Annotated in this window: 20 protein-coding genes and 1 pseudogene; 11 read left to right on the top strand and 10 right to left on the bottom strand. The window is 65.6% G+C overall.

The annotated features are described in order from the left end of the window. The first annotated feature begins 6 nt into the window (after positions 1-6). The gene (locus TVC13_RS04480) at positions 7-1,014 is read left to right on the top strand and encodes an alpha/beta hydrolase (protein WP_422400034.1); all 1,008 of its coding nucleotides are present in this window, start codon (positions 7-9) and stop codon (positions 1,012-1,014) included. 10 nt (positions 1,015-1,024) lie between these two features. Here TVC13_RS04480 and TVC13_RS04475 read toward each other — a convergent pair whose 3' ends face one another. Then, positions 1,025-1,777 (bottom strand): HAD-IIA family hydrolase, encoded by a 753-nt coding sequence (locus tag TVC13_RS04475; protein WP_422400071.1) that lies wholly within the window; start codon positions 1,775-1,777, stop codon positions 1,025-1,027. Positions 1,778-1,952: 175 nt separating this feature from the next. On the opposite strand from TVC13_RS04475, the gene TVC13_RS04470 reads away from it, so the two are divergent. The 3 genes from TVC13_RS04470 (at position 1,953) to TVC13_RS04460 (ending at position 4,245) form a co-directional block, all read left to right on the top strand. Beyond that, complete coding sequence (locus tag TVC13_RS04470; RefSeq protein WP_422400033.1) at positions 1,953-2,591, top strand: TrmH family RNA methyltransferase; 639 nt, start codon at positions 1,953-1,955, stop codon at positions 2,589-2,591. 215 nt (positions 2,592-2,806) lie between these two features. Beyond that, the gene (fbaA, locus tag TVC13_RS04465) at positions 2,807-3,826 is read left to right on the top strand and encodes a class II fructose-bisphosphate aldolase (RefSeq protein ID WP_422400032.1); all 1,020 of its coding nucleotides are present in this window, start codon (positions 2,807-2,809) and stop codon (positions 3,824-3,826) included. Then, on the top strand, positions 3,826-4,245 hold the full coding sequence (locus TVC13_RS04460; protein ID WP_422400031.1) for a DUF3151 domain-containing protein: 420 nt from the start codon (positions 3,826-3,828) through the stop codon (positions 4,243-4,245). The genes fbaA and TVC13_RS04460 overlap by 1 nt, the downstream gene beginning before the upstream one ends. Positions 4,246-4,313: 68 nt before the next feature. Here the strand turns inward: TVC13_RS04460 and TVC13_RS04455 are convergent, their stop codons facing one another. Together TVC13_RS04455 and TVC13_RS04450 are read right to left on the bottom strand one after the other, a co-directional pair. Beyond that, positions 4,314-4,799 carry a DUF427 domain-containing protein gene (locus TVC13_RS04455; protein WP_422400030.1) on the bottom strand — a complete coding sequence of 162 codons (486 nt, stop codon included), beginning with the start codon at positions 4,797-4,799 and terminating at the stop codon, positions 4,314-4,316. Beyond that, entirely contained in the window at positions 4,715-5,419 is a 705-nt protein-coding gene (locus TVC13_RS04450) for a hypothetical protein (protein WP_422400029.1), read from the bottom strand. Before TVC13_RS04450 ends, TVC13_RS04455 begins: the two co-directional genes overlap by 85 nt. Positions 5,420-5,615: 196 nt before the next feature. Between TVC13_RS04450 and TVC13_RS04445 the strand changes: the two genes are divergently transcribed. Next, complete coding sequence (locus TVC13_RS04445) at positions 5,616-6,905, top strand: adenylosuccinate synthase (protein ID WP_422400028.1); 1,290 nt, start codon at positions 5,616-5,618, stop codon at positions 6,903-6,905. Positions 6,906-6,957: 52 nt separating this feature from the next. Here TVC13_RS04445 and TVC13_RS04440 read toward each other — a convergent pair whose 3' ends face one another. From TVC13_RS04440 to TVC13_RS04430, 3 genes are all read right to left on the bottom strand, one after another. Next, positions 6,958-7,320 carry a VOC family protein gene (locus TVC13_RS04440; protein WP_422400027.1) on the bottom strand — a complete coding sequence of 121 codons (363 nt, stop codon included), beginning with the start codon at positions 7,318-7,320 and terminating at the stop codon, positions 6,958-6,960. A gap of 122 nt (positions 7,321-7,442) precedes the next feature. Then, positions 7,443-8,435 carry a DUF2804 domain-containing protein gene (locus TVC13_RS04435; protein ID WP_422400026.1) on the bottom strand — a complete coding sequence of 331 codons (993 nt, stop codon included), beginning with the start codon at positions 8,433-8,435 and terminating at the stop codon, positions 7,443-7,445. Between the two features lie 11 nt (positions 8,436-8,446). Next, positions 8,447-9,076, bottom strand: coding sequence for a hypothetical protein (locus tag TVC13_RS04430; protein ID WP_422400025.1), 630 nt, complete (start codon positions 9,074-9,076; stop codon positions 8,447-8,449). A gap of 186 nt (positions 9,077-9,262) precedes the next feature. On the opposite strand from TVC13_RS04430, the gene TVC13_RS04425 reads away from it, so the two are divergent. Continuing rightward, entirely contained in the window at positions 9,263-9,712 is a 450-nt protein-coding gene (locus TVC13_RS04425) for an Hsp20/alpha crystallin family protein (protein ID WP_422400024.1), read from the top strand. A 90-nt stretch (positions 9,713-9,802) separates the two neighbouring features. On the opposite strand, the gene TVC13_RS04420 is transcribed toward TVC13_RS04425, so the two are convergent. Continuing rightward, positions 9,803-10,690: a DNA-formamidopyrimidine glycosylase family protein gene (locus tag TVC13_RS04420; protein ID WP_422400023.1), complete on the bottom strand. Its 888-nt coding sequence runs from the start codon at positions 10,688-10,690 to the stop codon at positions 9,803-9,805. Positions 10,691-10,759: 69 nt separating this feature from the next. Between TVC13_RS04420 and map the strand changes: the two genes are divergently transcribed. Next, complete coding sequence (gene map / locus TVC13_RS04415) at positions 10,760-11,533, top strand: type I methionyl aminopeptidase (protein ID WP_422400022.1); 774 nt, start codon at positions 10,760-10,762, stop codon at positions 11,531-11,533. Positions 11,534-11,649: 116 nt separating this feature from the next. Here the strand turns inward: map and TVC13_RS04410 are convergent, their stop codons facing one another. Both TVC13_RS04410 and TVC13_RS04405 read right to left on the bottom strand, forming a co-directional pair. After that, entirely contained in the window at positions 11,650-12,723 is a 1,074-nt protein-coding gene (locus TVC13_RS04410) for an SDR family oxidoreductase (RefSeq protein ID WP_422400021.1), read from the bottom strand. 96 nt (positions 12,724-12,819) lie between these two features. Next, a complete protein-coding gene (locus tag TVC13_RS04405; RefSeq protein ID WP_422400020.1) occupies positions 12,820-14,343 on the bottom strand; it encodes a helix-turn-helix domain-containing protein in 1,524 nt (507 codons plus the stop codon). A 119-nt stretch (positions 14,344-14,462) separates the two neighbouring features. Between TVC13_RS04405 and aceA the strand changes: the two are divergent. From aceA to TVC13_RS04390, 3 genes and pseudogenes are all read left to right on the top strand, one after another. Further along, a pseudogene (gene aceA / locus TVC13_RS04400) lies at positions 14,463-15,780 on the top strand (isocitrate lyase). Between the two features lie 148 nt (positions 15,781-15,928). Continuing rightward, positions 15,929-17,563, top strand: a complete 1,635-nt coding sequence (gene aceB / locus TVC13_RS04395; RefSeq protein ID WP_422400019.1) for a malate synthase A — start codon at positions 15,929-15,931, stop codon at positions 17,561-17,563. 172 nt (positions 17,564-17,735) lie between these two features. Continuing rightward, positions 17,736-19,169, top strand: coding sequence for an amino acid permease (locus TVC13_RS04390; RefSeq protein WP_422400018.1), 1,434 nt, complete (start codon positions 17,736-17,738; stop codon positions 19,167-19,169). Here the strand turns inward: TVC13_RS04390 and TVC13_RS04385 are convergent. After that, positions 19,166-19,537: a VOC family protein gene (locus TVC13_RS04385; RefSeq protein WP_422400017.1), complete on the bottom strand. Its 372-nt coding sequence runs from the start codon at positions 19,535-19,537 to the stop codon at positions 19,166-19,168. The genes TVC13_RS04390 and TVC13_RS04385 overlap by 4 nt on opposite strands. Before the next feature lie 88 nt (positions 19,538-19,625). On the opposite strand from TVC13_RS04385, the gene TVC13_RS04380 reads away from it, so the two are divergent. Next, positions 19,626-20,333 (top strand): DsbA family oxidoreductase, encoded by a 708-nt coding sequence (locus tag TVC13_RS04380; RefSeq protein WP_422400016.1) that lies wholly within the window; start codon positions 19,626-19,628, stop codon positions 20,331-20,333. The last annotated feature ends 12 nt before the right edge of the window (positions 20,334-20,345 follow it).

Here is a 20,345-nt window from a genome sequence, read left to right as displayed (position 1 = left end):
AAGCCCATGAGCGATGACCCAGCAAAGGTCCTCCGCTATGCGGAGAGCCTTGGCCGGTTTTCCCGGCGGCGGTTCCTGGTGGGAGCCGCCGCGGGCCTGACGCTGGCCGCTGACCTCTTTGTCACGCGCCTCATTCAGGAGCAGCGTGAGGAGCTGGAGATCCTGACGGTGCGCGACGACGCCGCGGCCTCCGAGTTCCCCCGCGCCATGTGGTTTATGTTCCCCGGTTACAAGACCAGCTGGGAAGAAGCAGTCTGGATCGTGAATTCACTGCGCCCGGCGCTGGCCCGGCGCGGGCAGATGGCCGCTGTGGGTTACTCCAACAAGGGCCTGGACCTGGACACGATCGAGGCCGAGGTGTTCCGGCACATCCGCACCCGCCGCCTCAACCGCGTCTACTTCTACGGCCACAGTTTCGGCGGGATGGTGGCAGTGGAAATGGCCGCACGGCTGCTGGCCCGCGGCGTGCAGGTGGAAGTAATCATCCTGGACTCCAGCCCGGCCGGCCGGTTCGACGTCCTGGACCAGAACATGATTCGCGGCGTCGTGCTGCTTTATGAGGCCGGCTACCGCATCCCCAGCGCACTGCGCGGCGGCTACGAACTGGGGGAGCGGATCCTGCATAAAGACGAGCGCAGCTGGGGTACGGTCCTGGACCAGACGCTGGAACAGCTGTCCCCGCTGGCGCCGTCGAGCACCCTGATCCAGTCGGAATCCTCCTACATCTACCATTACGACGCCGCCGCCTACGCGGGTGCGATCGGGAACGCCGAGCTGGCCTTCATTGGAAACCCCGGCGACGAGACCGTGAACTACTACACCGCCCGCGCCCGCTGGACCGAACTGTTCCCGGCCAACATGGTCTCCAATTCCCTCATCACCGAAGGTGCACGCCCCGCGCACGCCAGCCCGCAGTGGAACCCGGTGATCTACCAGCAGGTGGTGGACGAGGTCCTGGACACCTACGTACCGCTGCCCGCGGTGGGCGGCGGCGGAGGCAAGGTTCCGTTTTAGGCCCGGACGGCTAAATGGTCTTGATCAGGTCCGCGACGGAGTCGATGATCTGGGTGGGCCGGAAGGAGTAGCGGGCAATATCCTCGCGCTGCGTGATGCCGGTAAGCACCAGCACCGTGGTCAGCCCGGCCTCGATGCCGGCGATGATGTCCGTGTCCATGCGGTCCCCGATCATGCCGGTGGTTTCCGAGTGGGCGTCAATCTTGTTCATGGCCGAGCGGAACATCATCGGGTTCGGCTTGCCCACAATGTAGGGCTCCCGGTTGGTGGCCGCGGTAATCAGTGCGGCGATGGCGCCGGTTGCCGGAAGCGGACCTTCCGGGGAAGGCCCGGTGACGTCAGGGTTGGTGGCGATAAACCGCGCACCGTCCAGGATCAGCCGGATGGCCTTGGTGATGGTGCCGAAGGAGTAGGTGCGGGTTTCGCCCAGCACCACATAGTCCGGGCTGGTGTCGGTGAGGATCAGGCCGGCCTCATGCAGCGCCGTCGTGAGTCCCGCCTCGCCGATCACGAACGCCCGGCCCGGGGTGGTTGAGCTCTTGAGCTGGTCCTTCAGGAACTCGGCGGTGGCCAGGGCGGAGGTCCAGAGGTTCTCCTCCGGAACGTCCAGCCCGGAGGCATGCAGCCTGGCGGCGAGGTCCCGCGGCGTGTAGATGGAGTTGTTGGTCAGCACGAGGAAACGCTTGGAAGTGTCCACCCAGCGGTTGATCAGCTCGGCGGCGCCGGGAATCGCCTGGTTCTCATGGACGAGCACACCGTCCATGTCCGTCAGCCAGCACTCGATGTTCTCGTTCTCGCCCACAGTCTGCCTCCAGTGCGTGTTCTGCTCTTTGCCCGCACCGTTCCGGGTCTGGCGCAGGCCGTACCCGGCCGCTGCGGATGCGGGATGGTTCAGTCTTTCACCTTACGCTGGAAGGGTGATAGAGAGCCCTGAAGTAATGCCCCCAGCAGAGCCGGCTGAAACGCCGCAGGTTGGTGTTGGACCGTGGGAGGGGCCGTGGCCGGAGGGCGAACAGTGGGATCCTGAACTCCTGGCCGCCGGAGACCGCCGCAACGTAGTCGACGAGTACCGCTACTGGAAGCACGAGGCGATCGTGGCGGACCTGGACTCCAAGCGCCACGAGTTCCATGTTGCGATCGAAAACTGGCAGCACGACCTGAACATCGGGTCCGTGGTGCGCACCGCCAACGCCTTCCTGGCCAAGGAAGTCCACATTATTGGCCGACGGCGCTGGAACCGGCGCGGGGCAATGGTCACCGACCGCTACCAGCACGTCCGCCACCACCCCAGCGTGGAAGAGTTCACCGAGTGGGCGCGGGCCGAGGGGCTGGCGATCATCGGCATCGACAACTTCCCCGACTCCGTGCCCCTGGAAACCTATGACCTGCCGCGCAACTGCGTCCTCGTCTTCGGGCAGGAAGGCCCCGGGCTGACCCCCGAAGTGCACCAGGCAGCCGAAGCCACGCTCTCCATTGCACAGTTCGGCTCCACCCGTTCCATGAATGCGTCCGCGGCCGCTGCGATCGCCATGCACGGCTGGGTCCGCCGGCATGTGTTCGGGCAGAAGGTGAACTGACTGCTGGCTGATGCCCGCCCAGGACTGACCGCCCAGGACTGACCGCACGGACACTGGCCCCCGCAGCAGTGTTGCGGGGGCCAGGACGTAAGACGATGTAACGCCGGGCCAAGAACTGCGTGCCCTGATGCACACAGGACTCTTGTGGCTAGGATGGGAGAAGCCAAAGAGGGCCCGGCCCTGCCGCAGTTTCGAATCTTCGCTAAGGAGTCAGCATGCCTATTGCAACCCCCGAGATCTATGCAGAGATGATCGACCGGGCCAAGGCGGGGGGATTCGCATACCCGGCAGTCAACGTCACCTCCTCCCAGACCCTCAACGCCGCGCTCGCCGGCTTCGCTGAAGCCGGCTCGGACGGCATTGTCCAGGTCTCCACCGGCGGTGCCGCCTACTGGTCCGGCGCATCGGTCAAGAACATGGTCACCGGCTCCCTGGCCTTCGCCGCCTACGCCCGCGAAGTAGCCAAGAGCTACGACGTGAACATTGCCCTGCACACCGACCACTGCCCCAAGGACAAGCTGGACGACTTCGTCCTGCCGCTGCTGGCAGCCTCCGAAGAACGCGTCAAGCGCGGCGAGGACCCCATCTTCAACTCCCACATGTGGGATGGCTCCGCCGAGACCCTCGAAGAGAACCTGAAGATCGCCCAGGACCTGCTGGCCCGCACCGCAGCAGCCAAGATCATCCTGGAAGTCGAGATCGGCACCGTCGGCGGCGAAGAGGACGGCGTCGAGAACGAGATCAACGAGAAGCTCTACACCACCGTTGCTGACGGCATGGCCACCATTGAGGCACTCGGGGACGGCAGCAAGGGCCGTTACCTGACCGCCCTGACCTTCGGCAACGTCCACGGCGTCTACAAGCCCGGCGGCGTGAAGCTGCGTCCGGAGATCCTCGAGGAGATCCAGACCGCAGTGGGCGGTTCCATCGGCAAGGAACGCCCCTTTGACCTGGTCTTCCACGGCGGTTCCGGTTCCTCCGCCCAGGAAATCGCCGACGCCGTCTCCTACGGTGTGGTGAAGATGAACATCGACACGGACACCCAGTACGCCTACACCCGTCCGGTTGCCGACCACATGTTCCGCTACTACGACGGCGTGCTCAAGGTGGACGGCGAAGTTGGCAACAAGAAGCAGTACGACCCGCGCGTCTGGGGTGCGTCGGCCGAAAAGGGCATGGCCGCCCGCGTGGTCGAAGCCGCACAGTCCCTCGGATCGGCAGGAAAGCACCTCTAATGTCAGACGAATTCCGCAAGAACCTGCTCGGCCCCGAGCCGACGTACCTGCCCGAGGAGACCGACGTCGTCGCCCGCCTCGCCGCGGGTGACGAGCCCGTGGACCTGGCCGCCAAGTACCCCACCTCATCCCAGGTCTGGGCGGCACTGGCCGACGAAGCCTTCGCCGACGGGCGTCCCGTTGAGTCCTACGCCTACGCCCGGGTGGGTTACCACCGCGGCCTGGACGCGCTGCGGCGCGCCGGCTGGCGCGGCACCGGCCCGATTCCGTGGGAGCACGAGCCCAACCGCGGTTTCCTGCGCGCGCTCTACGCCCTGGGCCGTGCCGCAGCCGCGATCGGCGAGGCTGAGGAAGTGGACCGGATCGAGAAGTTCCTCGATGCTTCCGACCCGGCTGCCAAGGCCGCGATCGAGGGCTAACAAGCCGTAGTAACAGCAAAGGCGCTTTCCACGGGGAAGGCGCCTTTGCCGTGTCCGGGGTACTCGGTTCACCAGCCCCAGGTGCCCGGTGCCCCCTTGAAGGGCCCGGTTACCCGGCTGGTGATCCAGCCGCCGTAGAAGTCCCCTTCCTGCGGCTGGACCTCCTCTCCGTCCACTGTTACCGAATCCATCAGCCCCGGATACAGCGCGGCGGCGTGGGCGAGCTCTTCGTAGCCTGGAAACGGGTGCGGATAGGTCCACGCCGCACGGGCAGCCCGCCGCTGGCCGGAGACGACGTCGAAATAGGAGGCGGCCCCCTTGAACTCGCAGTGCGTGATTCCGCTGACCGGCTGGAGGACTCCCGGCGCGAAGACGTCCAGGGGCAGGTAATAGACCGGCGGATGGCTGGTCTCCAGGACCCGCAGCGAATCGGTGGTGTCCGCGATCAGGTTTCCGCCAAGCCAGACTTTTACCCGTTCGGTGCTTGGGTCGACCCGGGGCGGACGGGGATAGGACCAGACGGACTCGGCATGCGGGTGAAAGCGGTTTTCCATGCGCGGATTCCTTTGCTCTGGACCGCATTCCTGGCGGTAATGGTGGTGGTGACGGCCAGAATCTGCGGACGTGACGGAACGGAGGAAAAGCCAAAACGGACCGGCGGATTCACCGGTGCAAGGGGGCCGAGATCCCTGCCGTTCCAGGAACACTGTGCCGAGGAGAGCCGCCGGATCGACCGCACCCCGTAAAACTCGAGCCGGTCACCTGTGGTTCCGGCGGTGCGGACGCCGCGGACAATCAGGCCGGCCAGCGGGTTGACCGCCTGCAGCCACAGAGGGTGCACCGCCAGGGGTGCGGGAACGGCCTGAAGAAGCCTGCCCAGCAGGGTCACCGCTCCCAGCCGGGCGCTGAGCCGCAGGGGGCCGCCGTCGACGCTCAGCCGGCCGTCAGCGAGACAGGCGCTGACCGGAACCACGTCCACCGCATCAAAGGAATAAGTGGAGGAGACGTACCGGGCCACGGGTTCGGACGGTGCCAGCAGCAGCCTGGAACCGAAGCGGTTCTCCACCATTACGTCGGTGAACGGGCCAAACGGAGATTCCGGCCAGTGCCCAACAACCAGGCGGGTTCCAGAGGCGGTGCCCAGCCCGGCGATATAGCCGCGGAAGCGCTCCATGCCTAAACCGTACGCCCCTGAATGGCTCTTCCAAACGGGCGAAGCCGCAGATCGGCTAAACTTGACAGGTAAGAGCCCCGCAACCCGGATCAGGGACCGCTGTGTCCCGCGTCTCACGGTGCAGGGGCGTTCTCATGCACGGTAGCGGTTCAGCGCCTGGCGCGGCTCCCTAGCGTAACTAATGGGGGAGGATCCCATGCCCGCAATTGTCATCGTCGGAGCCCAGTGGGGCGACGAAGGTAAAGGTAAGGCCACCGACCTGCTTGGCGGCCGCGTCGACTACGTCGTCAAGCCCAACGGGGGAAACAACGCCGGCCACACCGTCGTCGTCGGCGGTGAAAAGTACGAACTGAAGCTGCTGCCCGCCGGCATCCTGAGCCCCAACGCCATTCCCGTGATCGGCAACGGCTGCGTGGTGAACCTGGAGGCCCTCTTCACCGAAATTGACGGGCTGGAAGCGCGCGGCGCAGACACCTCCAAGCTGCGGATCTCCGCCAACGCCCACCTGGTGGCCCCGTTCCACCAGGTCATGGACAAGGTCACCGAGCGGTTCCTGGGCAAGCGTGCCATCGGCACCACCGGCCGCGGCATCGGCCCGGCCTACATGGACAAGGTTGCCCGCCTGGGCATCCGCGTCCAGGACATCTTCGACGAGTCGATCCTGCGCCAGAAGGTTGAAGGCTCGCTGCGGCAGAAGAACCAGCTGCTGCTGAAGGTCTACAACCGCCGCGACGTGGACGTCGAAGAGATGGTGCAGTACTTCCTCTCCTACGCGGACCGGCTGCGCCCCATGGTCATCGACTCCACCTACGAACTCAACCGTGCCCTGGATGAGGGCAAGGTGATCCTGATGGAAGGCGGCCAGGCCACGTTCCTGGACGTGGACCACGGCACCTACCCGTTCGTGACTTCCTCCAACCCGACGGCCGGCGGCGCGTCGGTAGGCTCCGGCATCGGCCCCACCCGCATCAACCGCGCCGTGGGCATCATCAAGGCCTACACCACCCGCGTTGGCGCCGGCCCGTTCCCCACCGAACTCTTCGATGACATGGGCCTGTACCTGCAGAAGACCGGCGGCGAGTTCGGCGTGAACACCGGCCGCCCGCGCCGCTGCGGCTGGTACGACGCCGTGCTGGCCCGCCACGCTTCCCGCGTCAACGGCTTCACGGACTACTTCGTGACCAAGCTGGACGTGCTTACCGGCATCGAGAAGATTCCGGTATGTGTGGCCTACGACGTCGACGGCGTGCGCTTCGACGAAATGCCGATGACGCAGACCGACTTCCACCACGCCAAGCCGATCTTCGAGTACTTCGACGGCTGGACCGAGGACATCACCGGGGCCAAGACCCTCGAGGACCTGCCCGAGAACGCCCGGAACTACGTGCTGGCACTGGAAAAGATGTCCGGCACCCGGTTCTCCGCGATCGGCGTCGGCCCGGACCGCGACCAGACGATCGTGATCCGCGACCTGATCAGCGAATAATCCGTTTACGCAAAAGCCCCCCCGCCGGCGGGGGGGGGGGATTTTGTCCGCCCTAATCCCGGGCGGACAGAATACAGAACTCGTTGCCCTCCGGGTCCGCCAGCACCACCCAGTCGACGTTGGAACCCTGCCCGACGTCGGCGCGGACCGCACCGAGTGCCAGCAGCCGCTCGACTTCCTCCTCCTGCGTGCAGCCGTGCGGAACCAGATCCATGTGCAGGCGGAGTTTGGCTGTCTTTTTGTCCGGAACCGGAATGATGTCGATCGGCGGTCCGGGGACGCCGTTGGCGGGCGCCAGGGAAATGCCGCCGTCGAACTCCTCAGCCACCCGGTAACCCAGGGCCTGGGTCCAGAACCGGGTCTGGGCATCCACATCGAGGGCATCAAGGGCAAGGGACGCGAATCTGCTGCTCACGGAAGGCTCCTTCGGCTCGGGTGAGGTCGGAAGAAACCTAGCAGTGCGTCCTGGGCGGGGGAAGAGCTGCTGCCTGTCCGGCGGGGCGGATCACGGCGGGGCGGATCACGGCGGTCCTGGGGCTACCAGCGGTTGCGGGCTTCCTCAATCCAGCCCTGAACCCCGCCCAGGTCATAGCGGGTGCCGTCCGGAGCGGCGGCCCAGCCGGACCATTCGCCGAACGCCTGCCAGGTCTTTGAGGCGACGGCCACCACGTTCGTTGCGGCCAGGCGCCGATGGAACGGAGTGAGAGTGGCCTCGAGCCAGTCCCCGCGGACATGCCACGGCGCCTGCGGATCGGTGAGGTCGTAGCTGAACTCAAGTTCGGCGTCGAAATGGTGCAGCACGCCGTTCACGATCAGTGCGTTTTCGGTCGCAGGTGTGCCCTCGGTCCACATCCCGCCCAGCTGCAGGCCAAGCCGGGTGCCGGCGGAGGTGCCGTAGCCTGCCGCCCAGTTCCACCGCCGGGAGTAGGGCCAGCGTCCGCGTCCGCGGTCCAGGACGGCGAACGCGCCTTCGCCCACCGGATACTGCCGGCCGTCAACGGTGACGGTTCCGCTGACCTCGCGGGCCACGTCCTTGAGTGTGTACTGGTAGCGGGTGTCCGACCATGGAACCACAACGCCCAGGACGTCGCCCGCCGCGGGCGCATAGAGCTCGACGCCGACGCGTTCGGACTCCGCGCGCAGGTGCGTGCCGCCGTCGTCGTCATGGAAGCGCAGGTGCAGCCCGCCCATGGTGCCCAATGCGGTCAGTGGCGGAAGGGTTCCCGGAAGGACGGCCGTGGATCCCGGCGGAATGCTGAGCGGATCGCTGGAGATTTCCTTGCCGGTGGCGCGCTCAAACACATAGAGCTGGAGGGTAGCCGTGTAGTCGAGGTGCGCAATTGTCATGCCAAGCACCAGGTCCGGGGTCAGCACGCCCCAGTACTCCCAGCGCTTGGTCCGCCAGCCGTGCCGCACGCCCTGGGGAAGGTTCTCGAAGGCGTGCAGCGGGGTGCGGGAGAAGCCCGCTGCAGCCGGGTTCAGCTTCCCGTTTCCCAGGGACAGCTGGACAGGTTCCTTGATTTCTTCCATGGCGCCCCAGTCTAGGCGGCGGGGGCGAAATCATCCTGCACCGGCGGGGCGGGCGACTGCACGCCGCGGCGCCGGTGGGCGGACTTGCAGGTGGCATTCTTGCGGATGGCAGATTTACCGGAGCGCGGGACGGACCGGGGTATTGTATCCGGGCCGCTGTTCGGGGCCTTCGCCGGAAGCGGGCTGCTGGGTGCACCCGCAGCGGCTACCCGTGCCGGCGCCGTTGCCCGCAGTACTTCGGGAGTGCCGGTGGCTCCCGCAGGGAAGAGAGCCTGGACGATCTCTTCCCGGGCTGAAGCTGTTGCCGCCAGGAAGTCCCGGGCTGCCGACGCCCCGGGTTCGGAGGCCGCGCGCCGGCGCATGCGCACGCTGAGTGCCCGCCAGGCCAGCCAGCCCAGTACGGCCAGCGCGGCTCCGGTGCCGTAGAGCAGCACCACCGCCAGCACCAGGGAAGTTGTTCCACCGGAGAAAACGCCGAGGCCCAGCAGCGCGGCGGACAGCCACAGTCCGCTGATCCAGCCGGCCGCATCAAGTGCGGGGGACGGTGCCGAGCCTGACATCCGGCTCGGGAGCGTGCGGAGTTTCTCCAGACGTTCGGTGGGGTTGCCTGTTCCACGCCGGAACAACGCAGGATGGGGCACTGCTTCCTTTCCTTCCAGACAAGGTTCGAATGAAAGAAAGCGGATTTCTCCGCTGCAACATCTCGGGTTAGCACTCTCGAGTTGCAAGTGCTAATCTACTGCCGAAAGTTGAGTGAAGCCAACTCAACTTTGATGAAATGGCAGATCAGCCCGCTGCGTACAGCGGAGTGAAGGAGTTGATTTGTGATGGCAACACGTTTTGATCCGTTCCGTGAACTCGACCGTTTTGCCCAGGCGGTGCGCAGTGAATCCCTGCGCGGCATGCCCATGGACCTGTACCGGCAGGATGACCGGTACGTCCTGAGTGTTGACCTGCCCGGCATCGATCCGGGGTCCGTTGACATTGACGTCGACGGACAGCTGCTGACCATCCGGGCCGAGCGGACACTGCGCGGCGCAGACGGGGTCCAATGGCTCACCCGTGAACGGGAAGGCGGGTCTTTCCTGCGCCAGCTCAGCCTGGGCCAGGGCATCGACACCGACGCGATCACGGCCCACTACGAAAACGGTGTGCTCAACGTGATCATCCCGGTCAGCGAAAAGGCCAAGCCGCGCCGCATCGAGGTGCAGTCCGGTTCCGCGGCATCACTCGGCTCCGCCGACGAGCACCGCGAAGCCGAGGCCGTCAGCGCCTAGCGGCACCAGCGCTTTCCGGGGCGGCAGGGGGGGGGGGGCGGCCGCCCCCCCCCCCCCCCCCCCCCCCCCTGTTCTGGTCTCTGGAGCGGCCTATTTGAGCAGCCGGGACATCCGCCGGTCCGCCAGCAGCTTGCCTCCGGTCTGGCAGGTGGGGCAGTACTGCAGGGACGAATCTGCGAAGGACACTTCACGGACGGTGTCGCCGCACACCGGGCAAAGTTCCCCGGTGCGGGCATGGACCCGCAGCGCACGGCGCTTGGAGTCCTTCAGCTCGGCAGCTGGCCGCCCGGAGGCATTGTCGATCGCTGATTCGAGCACCGCGCGCATGGCCTGGTAAAGCCGTTCGGTTTCCTCCGGTTTGAGCTTGGCTGCGTTGGCAAACGGGGAGAGATGGGCAGCGTGCAGGATTTCGTCGCTGTAGGCGTTTCCTATACCGGCAATCACGGACTGGTCCCGCAGCAGGCCCTTGATCTGTCCGCGGTGGCCGGCGACCAGCGCCGCGAAGGTCTCCTCGTCGACGTCGAACGCTTCCGGACCCAGCCGGGCAATACCCGGAACTTCCGCCGGGTCCCGGACCAGGTAGACCGCCAGGGACTTTTTCGTGCCGGCTTCGGTGAGGTCAAAGCCCGGCTCGTCCCCTCCGTGTTCAGGCGGTGCGAACCGGACCCGCAGCGCCATCCGGCCCTTCCCCGGCCGCAGCTTCCCGGGCTTCAGTGCGTCCGACCACCGAAGCCACCCCGCCTTGGCCAAATGCATTACCAGATGCACTCCCCCGGCGGTGACGATGAGGTATTTACCGCGGCGCTGCACCGCACACACGGGGCCCGCCTGCAGTTCCTCGAATGGCACGCCTGCCGTTTTCAGCACGGCGAAGGAGAGTACCTCCACGTCGGAAATCTGCGCGGGCGGTCCGTCGTCGGGCAGCAGCTTGGTCCGCAGGAAATCGGCGAGTCCCTGCACTTCGGGCATCTCGGGCATGCCTACACCCTAGACGGTCTGCCAGAATGCAGAACAGACGCCAATTCTCCTGCCCCCGAAAGGCACCACATGATCGAGATCCTGAACGCAGCTGAAGTGGCGAAGGCCCGGGTTACCGGCCGGCTTGTCGCCGACATCCTGCAGGCCATGAAAAGGCGGGCAACCGTGGGTACCAACCTGCTGGAAATCGACCAGTGGACCGGCCAGATGATCAAGGATGCAGGCGCTGAGTCGTGCTACATCGACTACGCGCCCTCCTTTGGCCGCGGCCCCTTTGGGCATTACATCTGCACCGGAGTGAACGACGCGGTGCTGCACGGCCTGCCGTACGACTACAAGCTGCAGGACGGGGATCTGCTGAGCCTGGACCTGGCCGTGTCCAAGGACGGAATCGCTGCTGACTCCGCGATCAGCTTCATCGTTGGGGATGCCCGTCCGGCCGAAAGCGTGAAGCTGATCAAGACCACCGAACAGGCACTGGCAGCTGGAATTGCAGCTGCCCGCCCTGGGGCACGGATCGGTGACCTCTCCTACGCGATCGGCTCGGTCCTCAGCGCGGCCGGGTACCCAGTGAACACGGAGTTCGGCGGCCACGGCATCGGCTCAACCATGCACCAGGACCCGCACGTCCCCAACACCGGCCGCCCCGGCCGCGGCTACGTGCTGGCGCCAGGGCTGATGCTGGCGCTGGAACCATGGGTCATGGCGGACACTGACCAGCTCACCTTCGACAAAGATGGCTGGACGCTGCGCAGCTCCACCGGTGCCCGCAGTGCACACAGCGAGCACACGATTGTCATTACGGACGACGGCGCGGAGATCCTGACGCTTCCGGCGGCCTAGCGCGCAGCCCCTCCGGGTGCCCGCCGGGCGCAGCCAGATAACAGAAACTGCCCGAATAGGGGGGTGGCGGGGTCTAACGGGTAGTTTCTGTCATCTCGATGGAGGGGCGGAATTGATCAGGGAATGATCTTGTCCGCGCGGTACTGGTCAAACAGCTGGAAGAAGCTGTCTTCCGTGCGGCGGTAACCGGTGAATCCTGCGAGGCGGCTCTTGCTCATGTCCGCGAGGACCTCGATATCCCGGCCAAGGTCTGCATCCGTGTGCCACCAGGACGCGATGCGGGCAAGGTTTGCCTCGCTGAGCCCCTCCTCGGCGGCGATGTCCGACCACTCCTGTTCCATTCCCTGCATCTGCTGTTCCAGGGGACGAGGCCAATCTTTGAACCCTTCGGCTTCCACACCAAAATAGGCGGCCAGTTTCGGCCACATCCAGCGCCAGCGAAACACATCACCGTTGACGACGTTGTAGGCCTCATTACCCGCCTTTTCGGTGGTTGCGGCCCAGATCATGTGTTCGGCGAGAAGGTTCGCGTCGGTGACGTCCGTGAGACCGTTCCACTGGGTTTCAGAGCCCGGGAAGATGAGGGGCCTTCCCAGTTTCCTGCAGATGGTGGCCTGTGCCGCCAGCGTCAGGCCCATGTTCATGGCGTTGCCGACGGCGTGGCCAACCACGGTGTGTGACCGGTGCACTGACCAGCGGAAGCCCTGCTTTTCAGCCGCCGCCCAGAGTTCGTCTTCCTGCGCGTAGTAGAAGTTGTCGACGGGCAGCCGGGGCTCTTCTTCCCGGAATGGAGTGTCCGGCACCGGTCCCGCCCCATACGCTTCAAACGGGCCCAGGTAGTGCTTCAGGCCGGTCATCAATGCCACGTGTTCAACCGGGGCGTGTTCGAGTGCCTGGAGCACATTCCGCAGCATCGCTGAGTTGATGCGGATGTTTTCTTCCTCGGTGTCCTGCCGTGCCCATGCGGTGAAAAACACGTGTGTGGGCTGTTCCCCGCTGAGGGCATCCGCGAGACTGTCTGCTGACAGCAGGTCGGCGGGGATGTGCCGGGACTCCGAGCCGCTCACAGGGTTGCGGGACAGTGAAAGTACCGTCCAGCCACCCTCCTGGTTCAGCCGCCTGATGATGGATGATCCGGCGATGCCGCTTCCGCCGATGACCAGTGCTGTCTTGTTGGATTCGGTGACCATCAATTCACCCTATCCCCTGGTTTCCGCGGCAGTGAGGCCAGGTTTGGCGGCAGCCGTCATTCCACGCTCCGGCACGAGCGCCCATTCACACGGCGGTCAGTCCTCGGCGTGGGCCTGCAGGAAGCTGTAGACCTCGGTCTCGTCCACACCCGGGAACGCGCCCGGCGGCAGGGCGGCCAGCAGGTGCGAGTGGGCCCGGGCGCTCGGCCAGGCCATGCCGGACCATTCCGAGGCCAGCTCCGATGGAGGCGTGCGGCAGCAGTCCGGATCCGGGCAGCGGGACTTGGACCGCTCCGTGGTGTCCCGGCCGCGGAACCACTTCACATGCGCGTACGGAACACCGATGCTCAGGGAGAACAGTCCGCCGGAGCTGCGCTCGGTCCGCGCCGTACACCAGAACGTTCCCGCAGGGGTGTCGGTGTACTGGTTGTACGCGCTGAATTTGTCCGGCACTGAGAATACTTCGCGGCTGGTCCAGTACCGGCAGATCGGCTGGCCCTCAATGGCGCCGGTGTGATCGGACGGGAACGTCACGCCGTCGTTCTCATAGGCCTTGTAGACAATGCCGCTTTCATGCACCTTCTGGAAGTGTGTGCGGATGCCCAGGTGCTCGGTGGCCAGGTTTGTGAAGCGGTGCGCCGCGGTTTCGTAGGACACGGCAAAGGCGTCACGGATGTCCTCGACGGCGATTTCCTTGGCCGTCTTGGCCCGCTGCAGGAACTCCACGGTCGCCTTTTCCGGCAGCAGCAGCGCAGCCGCAAAGTAGTTGGTGGCCACCCGCTGGCTGAGGAACTCCCCGTAACTGCGCGGCGTCTGGTGGTCCAGCACGTAGTGGCCCAGCGCCTGCAGCAGCACGGACCGCGGATCGTGCTCGGAGCGCTGTGACTGGGTGAGGTAGATGCGCTTGTTCTTCAGGTCCGTCACCGAGCGGGTGGAGTGCGGCAGGTCCGAGACGTGGTGCAGGCTGAAACCCAGGTGCGCGGCAATGTCCGCAATGACGTGCTGGGACAGCGGACCGTTCGTGTGCCCCACTGAGTCCAGCACCTGCTGCGCGGCCTGTTCGTACTCCGGGAAGTAGTTGTTCCGCTCGCGCATCATGGCCCGCAGCTCGCCGTTGGCCCGGCGCGCTTCCTCCGGTGTGGCCACCTGTTCGTTCAGCCGCCGCTCCAGTTCGGCCTGCAGGCCAACGAGGGATTCGAGCACGTCAAGGGGCAAACGCGAAGAAATGCGAACTTTCGGCAGGCCCAGGGATTGATAGAGCGGGCCGCGCTGGGCGCGTTCCAGCTCAATTTCCAGGGCCGCGCGGCGGCTGGGCGGCTCCGAGCCGAGCAGCTGGTCAATGCTCACGTCCAGCGCCTTCGCGAGGGACTGCAGCAGCCCCAGTTTCGGCTCACGCTTGCCGTTTTCGATCAGGGAGAGCTGGGAGGCCACGGTTCCGACGGCGGCACCCAGGTCATCGAGTGTCATGTCTTTGGCTTTGCGCAGGTGCCGTACCCGGCGGCCCAGGGAGATGACGTCGAGCGCGGAGCCTGCGGCGCCGTCGTCGTCCGATTTGCCGGCTGAAACGGGCCGGTTCCATGTTGCACTCGTCACAAATTCACAATAAGCGAAGAACTGCATTTCTTTCCACAGAAAACCCCTAGAAAGGGGGTTGTTTTTGCTCGAGTGTTGATTCCACAGCAAGGAAACGCCGGATTCACGCAAGGCCGGCTCGCACCGCAACCGAGGAGATGTAGGGCATGACGCAGGAACCCAGCCGCGAACAGACAGCACGCACCGCAGAGCAGCTCACCCAGGAATGGGCCACCGATCCCCGCTGGGAAGGCCTCGAGCGCGATTACACTGCCGAAGACGTCGTCAAGCTCCGCGGCCGCGTCCAGGAAGAGCACACGCTGGCCCGCCGCGGCGCCGAGAAGCTGTGGGACCAGCTGCGCAACGCCGGCGATGAGGGGTACACCAACGCACTCGGTGCCCTCACCGGCAATCAGGCCGTGCAGCAGGTCAAGGCCGGCCTGAAGGCCATCTACCTCTCCGGCTGGCAGGTCGCAGCTGACGCCAACAACTCCGGCCACACCTACCCCGACCAGTCGCTGTACCCGGCCAACTCGGTTCCCACCGTAGTCCGCCGCATCAACAACGCCCTGCTCCGTGCAGACCAGATCGAGTTCGCCGAAGGCATCCAGTCCGTGGATGACTACCTGGTGCCGATCGTGGCCGACGCCCCCCGCCGCCCCCGCCCCCCCCCCCGGCCCGCTGAACGCCTACGAACTGATGAAGTCCATGATCCAGGCCGGCGCCTCAGGCGTTCACTGGGAGGACCAGCTCGCCTCGGAGAAGAAGTGCGGCCACCTCGGCGGCAAGGTGCTGATCCCTACCAGCCAGCACATCCGCACCCTGAACGCGGCCCGTCTGGCAGCCGACGTCGCCGGCACGCCCACCGTGGTGATCGCCCGGACCGATGCTGAGGCCGCCACGCTGATCACGTCCGACGTCGATGAGCGGGACCAGGAGTTCATCACGGGCGAGCGCACCGCTGAAGGCTTCTACAAGGTCCGCAACGGCATTGAGCCCTGCATCGCCCGGGCCAAGGCCTACGCACCGTACTCCGACCTCATCTGGATGGAGACCGGCACCCCGGACCTGGAAATGGCCCGCAAGTTCTCCGAAGCTGTCCGTTCGGAATTCCCGGACCAGATGCTGGCCTACAACTGCTCGCCGTCGTTCAACTGGAAGAAGCACCTGGACGATGACACCATCGCCAAGTTCCAGCGCGAACTCGGTGCCATGGGCTTCAAGTTCCAGTTCATCACCCTCGCCGGCTTCCACGCCCTGAACTACTCCATGTTCGACCTGGCCCACGGCTACGCCCGGTCCGGCATGAGCGCCTACGTGGAACTGCAGGAGCGCGAGTTCGGCGCCGAAGACCGCGGCTACACCGCTACCCGTCACCAGCGCGAAGTCGGCACCGGCTACTTCGACGCTATTGCCACCGCCCTGAACCCCGAGGGCAGCACCCTGGCACTGGCCGGCTCCACCGAAACCGCCCAGTTCCACTAACCAGCACCACTCTCCTGTCCCTTCCCCCTCCGTCGTGAGGCCAGTTACGGCTCGTTTCAGCCCTGAAAACAGCCGTAACTGCCCTTTCGGCGGGGTGGGGAGGGGCGGGCGGGAAACCCAAACTTTTGAAAACGCCAAGGAGCACGCCATGAACGATCCCATCACCCTGAACGGTATTTCCCTCACCGCTTCGCCGGTCCGCCGGCAGGAGGAAATCCTCACCCCGCAGGCCCTGGACTTCGTCAAGGCGCTGCACCAGGCGACCCACACCCGCCGTCAGGAACTGCTGCAGCAGCGCCAGGCCCGCCGGCAGAAGATCTCCAACGGCGCTGACCCGGCGTTCCTGGCCGAGACCCGGCACATCCGCGAGGACGACTCCTGGCGCGTGGCTCCCACCGCTCCCGGACTGGAAGACCGCCGTGTGGAGATCACCGGTCCGGTGGACCGCAAGATGACCATCAACGCCCTGAACTCCGGTGCCAAGGTGTGGCTGGCGGACATGGAGGATTCCTCCACGCCGTCGTGGTCCAACGTGATCAACGGCCAGCTGAACCTGCGCGACGCCCTGGACAACCGCCTCGGCTTCACCTCCCCCGAGGGCAAGGAATACAAGGTCGCCGGCTCCCGCCTGACCGACCTGCCCACGATCGTGGTGCGGCCGCGCGGCTGGCACCTGCCGGAAAAGCACATGCTGGTGAACAACACGCCAATCGCCGGCGGAATCGTGGACTTTGGCCTCTACTTCTTCCACAACGCGCACCGGCTGATCGCCGAAGGCCGCGGCCCGTACTTCTACCTGCCGAAGATCGAGAACCACCTCGAAGCCAGGCTGTGGAATGACATCTTCATCCTGGCCCAGGACCTGCTCGGCATCCCGCAGGGCACGATCCGTGCCACCGTGCTGATCGAAACCATCACCGCAGCCTTTGAGATGGAAGAGATCCTCTACGAACTGCGGGACCACGCTGCCGGTTTGAACGCCGGCCGCTGGGACTACATCTTCTCCGTGATCAAGAACTTCCGCACCCGTGGCCCGCGCTTCATCCTCCCGGACCGCTCCATGGTGACCATGACCGCTCCGTTCATGCGCTCCTACACCGAGCAGCTGGTGCGGGCCTGCCACCGCCGCGGCGCCCACGCAATCGGCGGCATGGCCGCCTTCATCCCCAACCGTCGGGACAAGGCAGCGAACGACGTCGCCATGGAGCGGGTGCGCGCTGACAAGACCCGCGAGGCGAATGACGGCTTCGATGGCTCCTGGGTGGCGCACCCGGACCTGGTGCCGGTGGCCATGGAGGTGTTCGACGGCGTGCTGGGCGAACGTCCGAACCAGCTGGACCGCTCCCGCGAGGACGTCATCCCGAATGACAAGGAGCTGCTGAACATCGCAGCGACTCCGGGCGTGATCACCGAGGCCGGCATCCGTTCAAACATCGAGGTGGGCATCCGCTACATCGAGTCCTGGCTGCGGGGCAACGGCGCCGCTGCCATCAACAACCTGATGGAAGACGCCGCCACCGCGGAGATCTCCCGGTCCCAGGTCTGGCAGTGGATCCACTCCTCCGCTGTGACCGACGAGGGAGAGATCGTGACCCCGCACTGGGTCCAGGAACTAATGGAAGAGGAGTTCGCCAAGCTGGAGCGCTTCGACGGTGACCGTTTCGAGGACGCCCTGGAGCTGTTCGAGGAAGTGGCCTGCGGCGAGCAGTTCCCAACCTTCCTTACCGTTCCGGCCTACGCCCGGTTCCTGCACGAATCCCGCGAACCGGCAGCGGCTGCCTAACTCCTTCGCGAAGGCGGGGGCTGGATGCGAAAGCGTCCGGCCCCCGCTTGTCTGTTCCGGGGGTTGATCCGCGTGTGGGCGGCGCCACGTCTCGCCCGCCGGCACCGGCCGGGAGGCGTAGCATGGATGGGCTGCTGTCTGCGGCTCTCCCCCATTTCAAGGTGTTTTCTGCATGTCTTCCTTCGGCCAGGCCCTGGCCCGCGGACTGAATGTCCGGCACATCCGCTTTATGGCCCTCGGCTCCGCAATCGGCACGGGACTTTTCTACGGCTCCGCTGCAGCGATTCAGGCTGCCGGGCCGGCGGTCCTGCTCGCCTACATCATCGGCGGTGCAGCGGTCTTCGTGGTCATGCGGGCACTGGGGGAAATGGCCGTCCGCCATCCGGTCTCCGGATCCTTTGGCCAGTACGCCAGCCGCTATCTCGGCCCGTTCGCCGGGTTCATCACCGGCTGGACGTTCGCCTTCGAGATGGCAATCGTGGCGATCGCCGACGTCACGGCCTTCGGCATCTACATGGGCTTCTGGTTCCCGGATGTGCCGCGCTGGATCTGGATCCTCGCCGTCGTGCTGCTGATTGCGGCGCTGAACCTGATGCGGGTGAAGGTCTTCGGGGAGACCGAGTTCTGGCTCTCCATCATCAAGGTGGCAGCGATCATCGCCATGATTGCCGGCGGCGCAGCGATCATCGTGTTCGGCTTTGGGCTCGAGGACGCAGCAAACCCCGGCCTGGACACCCTGCTGGGCTCCGGCGGGTTCTTCGCCAACGGGTTCTGGGGCCTGCTGGCCTCCTTTGCCGTGGTGATGTTCGCCTTCGGCGGCATTGAAACCATTGGAATCACCGCCGGGGAAGCAGAGAACCCGAAGCAGGCCATCCCCGCCGCCGTGAACACCGTGCCGGTGCGCATCCTGCTCTTCTATGTGGGCGCGCTGGCCGTGCTGATGATGATCTTCCCGTGGGAGCAGATCGACGGCGAAACCAGCCCGTTTGTGCAGATCTTCGACTCCCTGGGCATCCCGGCAGCAGCGCACATCCTCAACGCCGTCGTCATTACGGCAGCCCTTTCCGCCATCAACTCAGACACCTTCGGCGCCGGCCGGATGATGTTCGCCCTCGCCCAGCAGGGCCAGGCGCCGGCAGGGTTTGCCCGCATTTCCCGCCGCGGCGTGCCCTGGATGACTGTGGCGGTGATGGCCGGAGTGCTCCTCGTGGGCGTAGTGCTCAACGCCGTGCTGCCCGAATCCCTGTTCCTGCTCATCGCCTCGATCGCCACGTTCGCCACCGTCTGGGTATGGCTGATGATCCTGCTCTCCCACCTCGCCATGAAGCGCGAGATCAAGCGCAGGGGACTTCCGGCGTCGGAATTCGGCGTGCCGTTCTGGCCGGTGGCGTCCTATGCGGCGCTGGCCTTTATGGTCTTCATTGTGGTGCTGCTGGGCATCATGCCGGATACCCGGATCGCGCTGGTCGTGGGCGTCGTGTGGATCGGTTTCCTCTTTATTGCCTACCGGATCTGGGTCCGCGGTGCGGGCCGGGAGCGCGCGGTGCTGGCCGATGAGACCGGCACCCCCGAAAGCACGACGGCGGCGGCCGGCTCGCGCAGCTAGCCTTCGCCCCAGCAGAGGCAGAACGGATGCCCGGCGGGATCGGCATAGACCTGGAATCCGCTCGCTGCCGTGGTGTCCGGGGAAGGCTGCAGCAGCTCCGCCCCCAGGGACAGGGCTTCGGCATGGGCGGAGGGCAGATCTTCCACGTGCAGGTCAAGGTGCAGCTGCTGCGGCTGGCCGTCCGGCCACTGCGGCCGGACGTGGTCCGGTGCCAGCTGGATCGCCATCACTTTCTCGCCGTTCACCTGGATACTGTGCCAGTCGTCGTCTGTTTCAACGGCCGTTCCGCCGAGCAGCGACGCCCAGAAGGTGCTTTCAACATTGAGGTCCGGTGCGTCTATGACGAGTACCTGCCTGGTGATTTTCATGTCCAGGATCATGTCACAGCAGGTCCGAACACGGAACGGTGCCCTGAGGCGGGGAATAGAAGTCCTGCACTGCGCTGTTTAGGCACATGTGTTGGTAGAAATCTGGTCCGATATCGGATGCCCCTGGTGTTTCATTGGTAAGCGGCGCTTTGAGGCTGCCCTGTCCCGCTTCGATCACGCTTCGGAAGTGGAGGTCTGCTGGCGCAGCTACCAGCTGGATCCGAGCCTGCCGGAACGCTTTGAGGGCTCGGAGGTCGAGTACCTGAGCAAGGTCAAGGGCATGGATCCCGCCCAGGTGTCCGGGATGCTGGAGCACGTCACGGCCCAGGCTGCCGGCGTCGGCCTGAACTACCGCTTTGATGACCTGGTGGTAGCCAATACGTTCACCGCACACCGGCTGATCCATCTGGCCCGCGACCTGAAGGGCGCCGAAACAGCTGCAGCCGTGAAGGAAGCACTCCTCGCAGCGCATTTCGAGCAGGGCCAGGACATTTCCAGCCACGACGTACTGGCCGGGATCGGCGCCGGCGCGGGGCTGGAACCGGATGCCGTGAGGGAAGTGCTTGCGGGCACCGGCTACACCGATTCGGTTGACTCAGACATCGCCGAAGCCCGTGCCCTGGGCGTGAGCGGCGTGCCGTTCTTTGTGCTTGACCGCCGTTACGGCATCTCCGGTGCCCAGCCCGAAGAGGTGTTCACCCAGGCACTGACCCAGGCATGGCAGGAAGGCCAGCGCCCGCTCCAGCCCGTCGTGCCGGAAGGCGGAGCCTGCGCCGTGGACGGCAGCGGCTGCTAGCCTGTTGGACTC

Source organism: Arthrobacter sp. 3Tela_A (genome assembly GCF_049311025.1).
In the GTDB taxonomy this organism is placed as follows: Bacteria; Actinomycetota; Actinomycetes; order Actinomycetales; family Micrococcaceae; genus Arthrobacter_B.
This window is presented reverse-complemented; position numbering and strand designations above follow the sequence as displayed.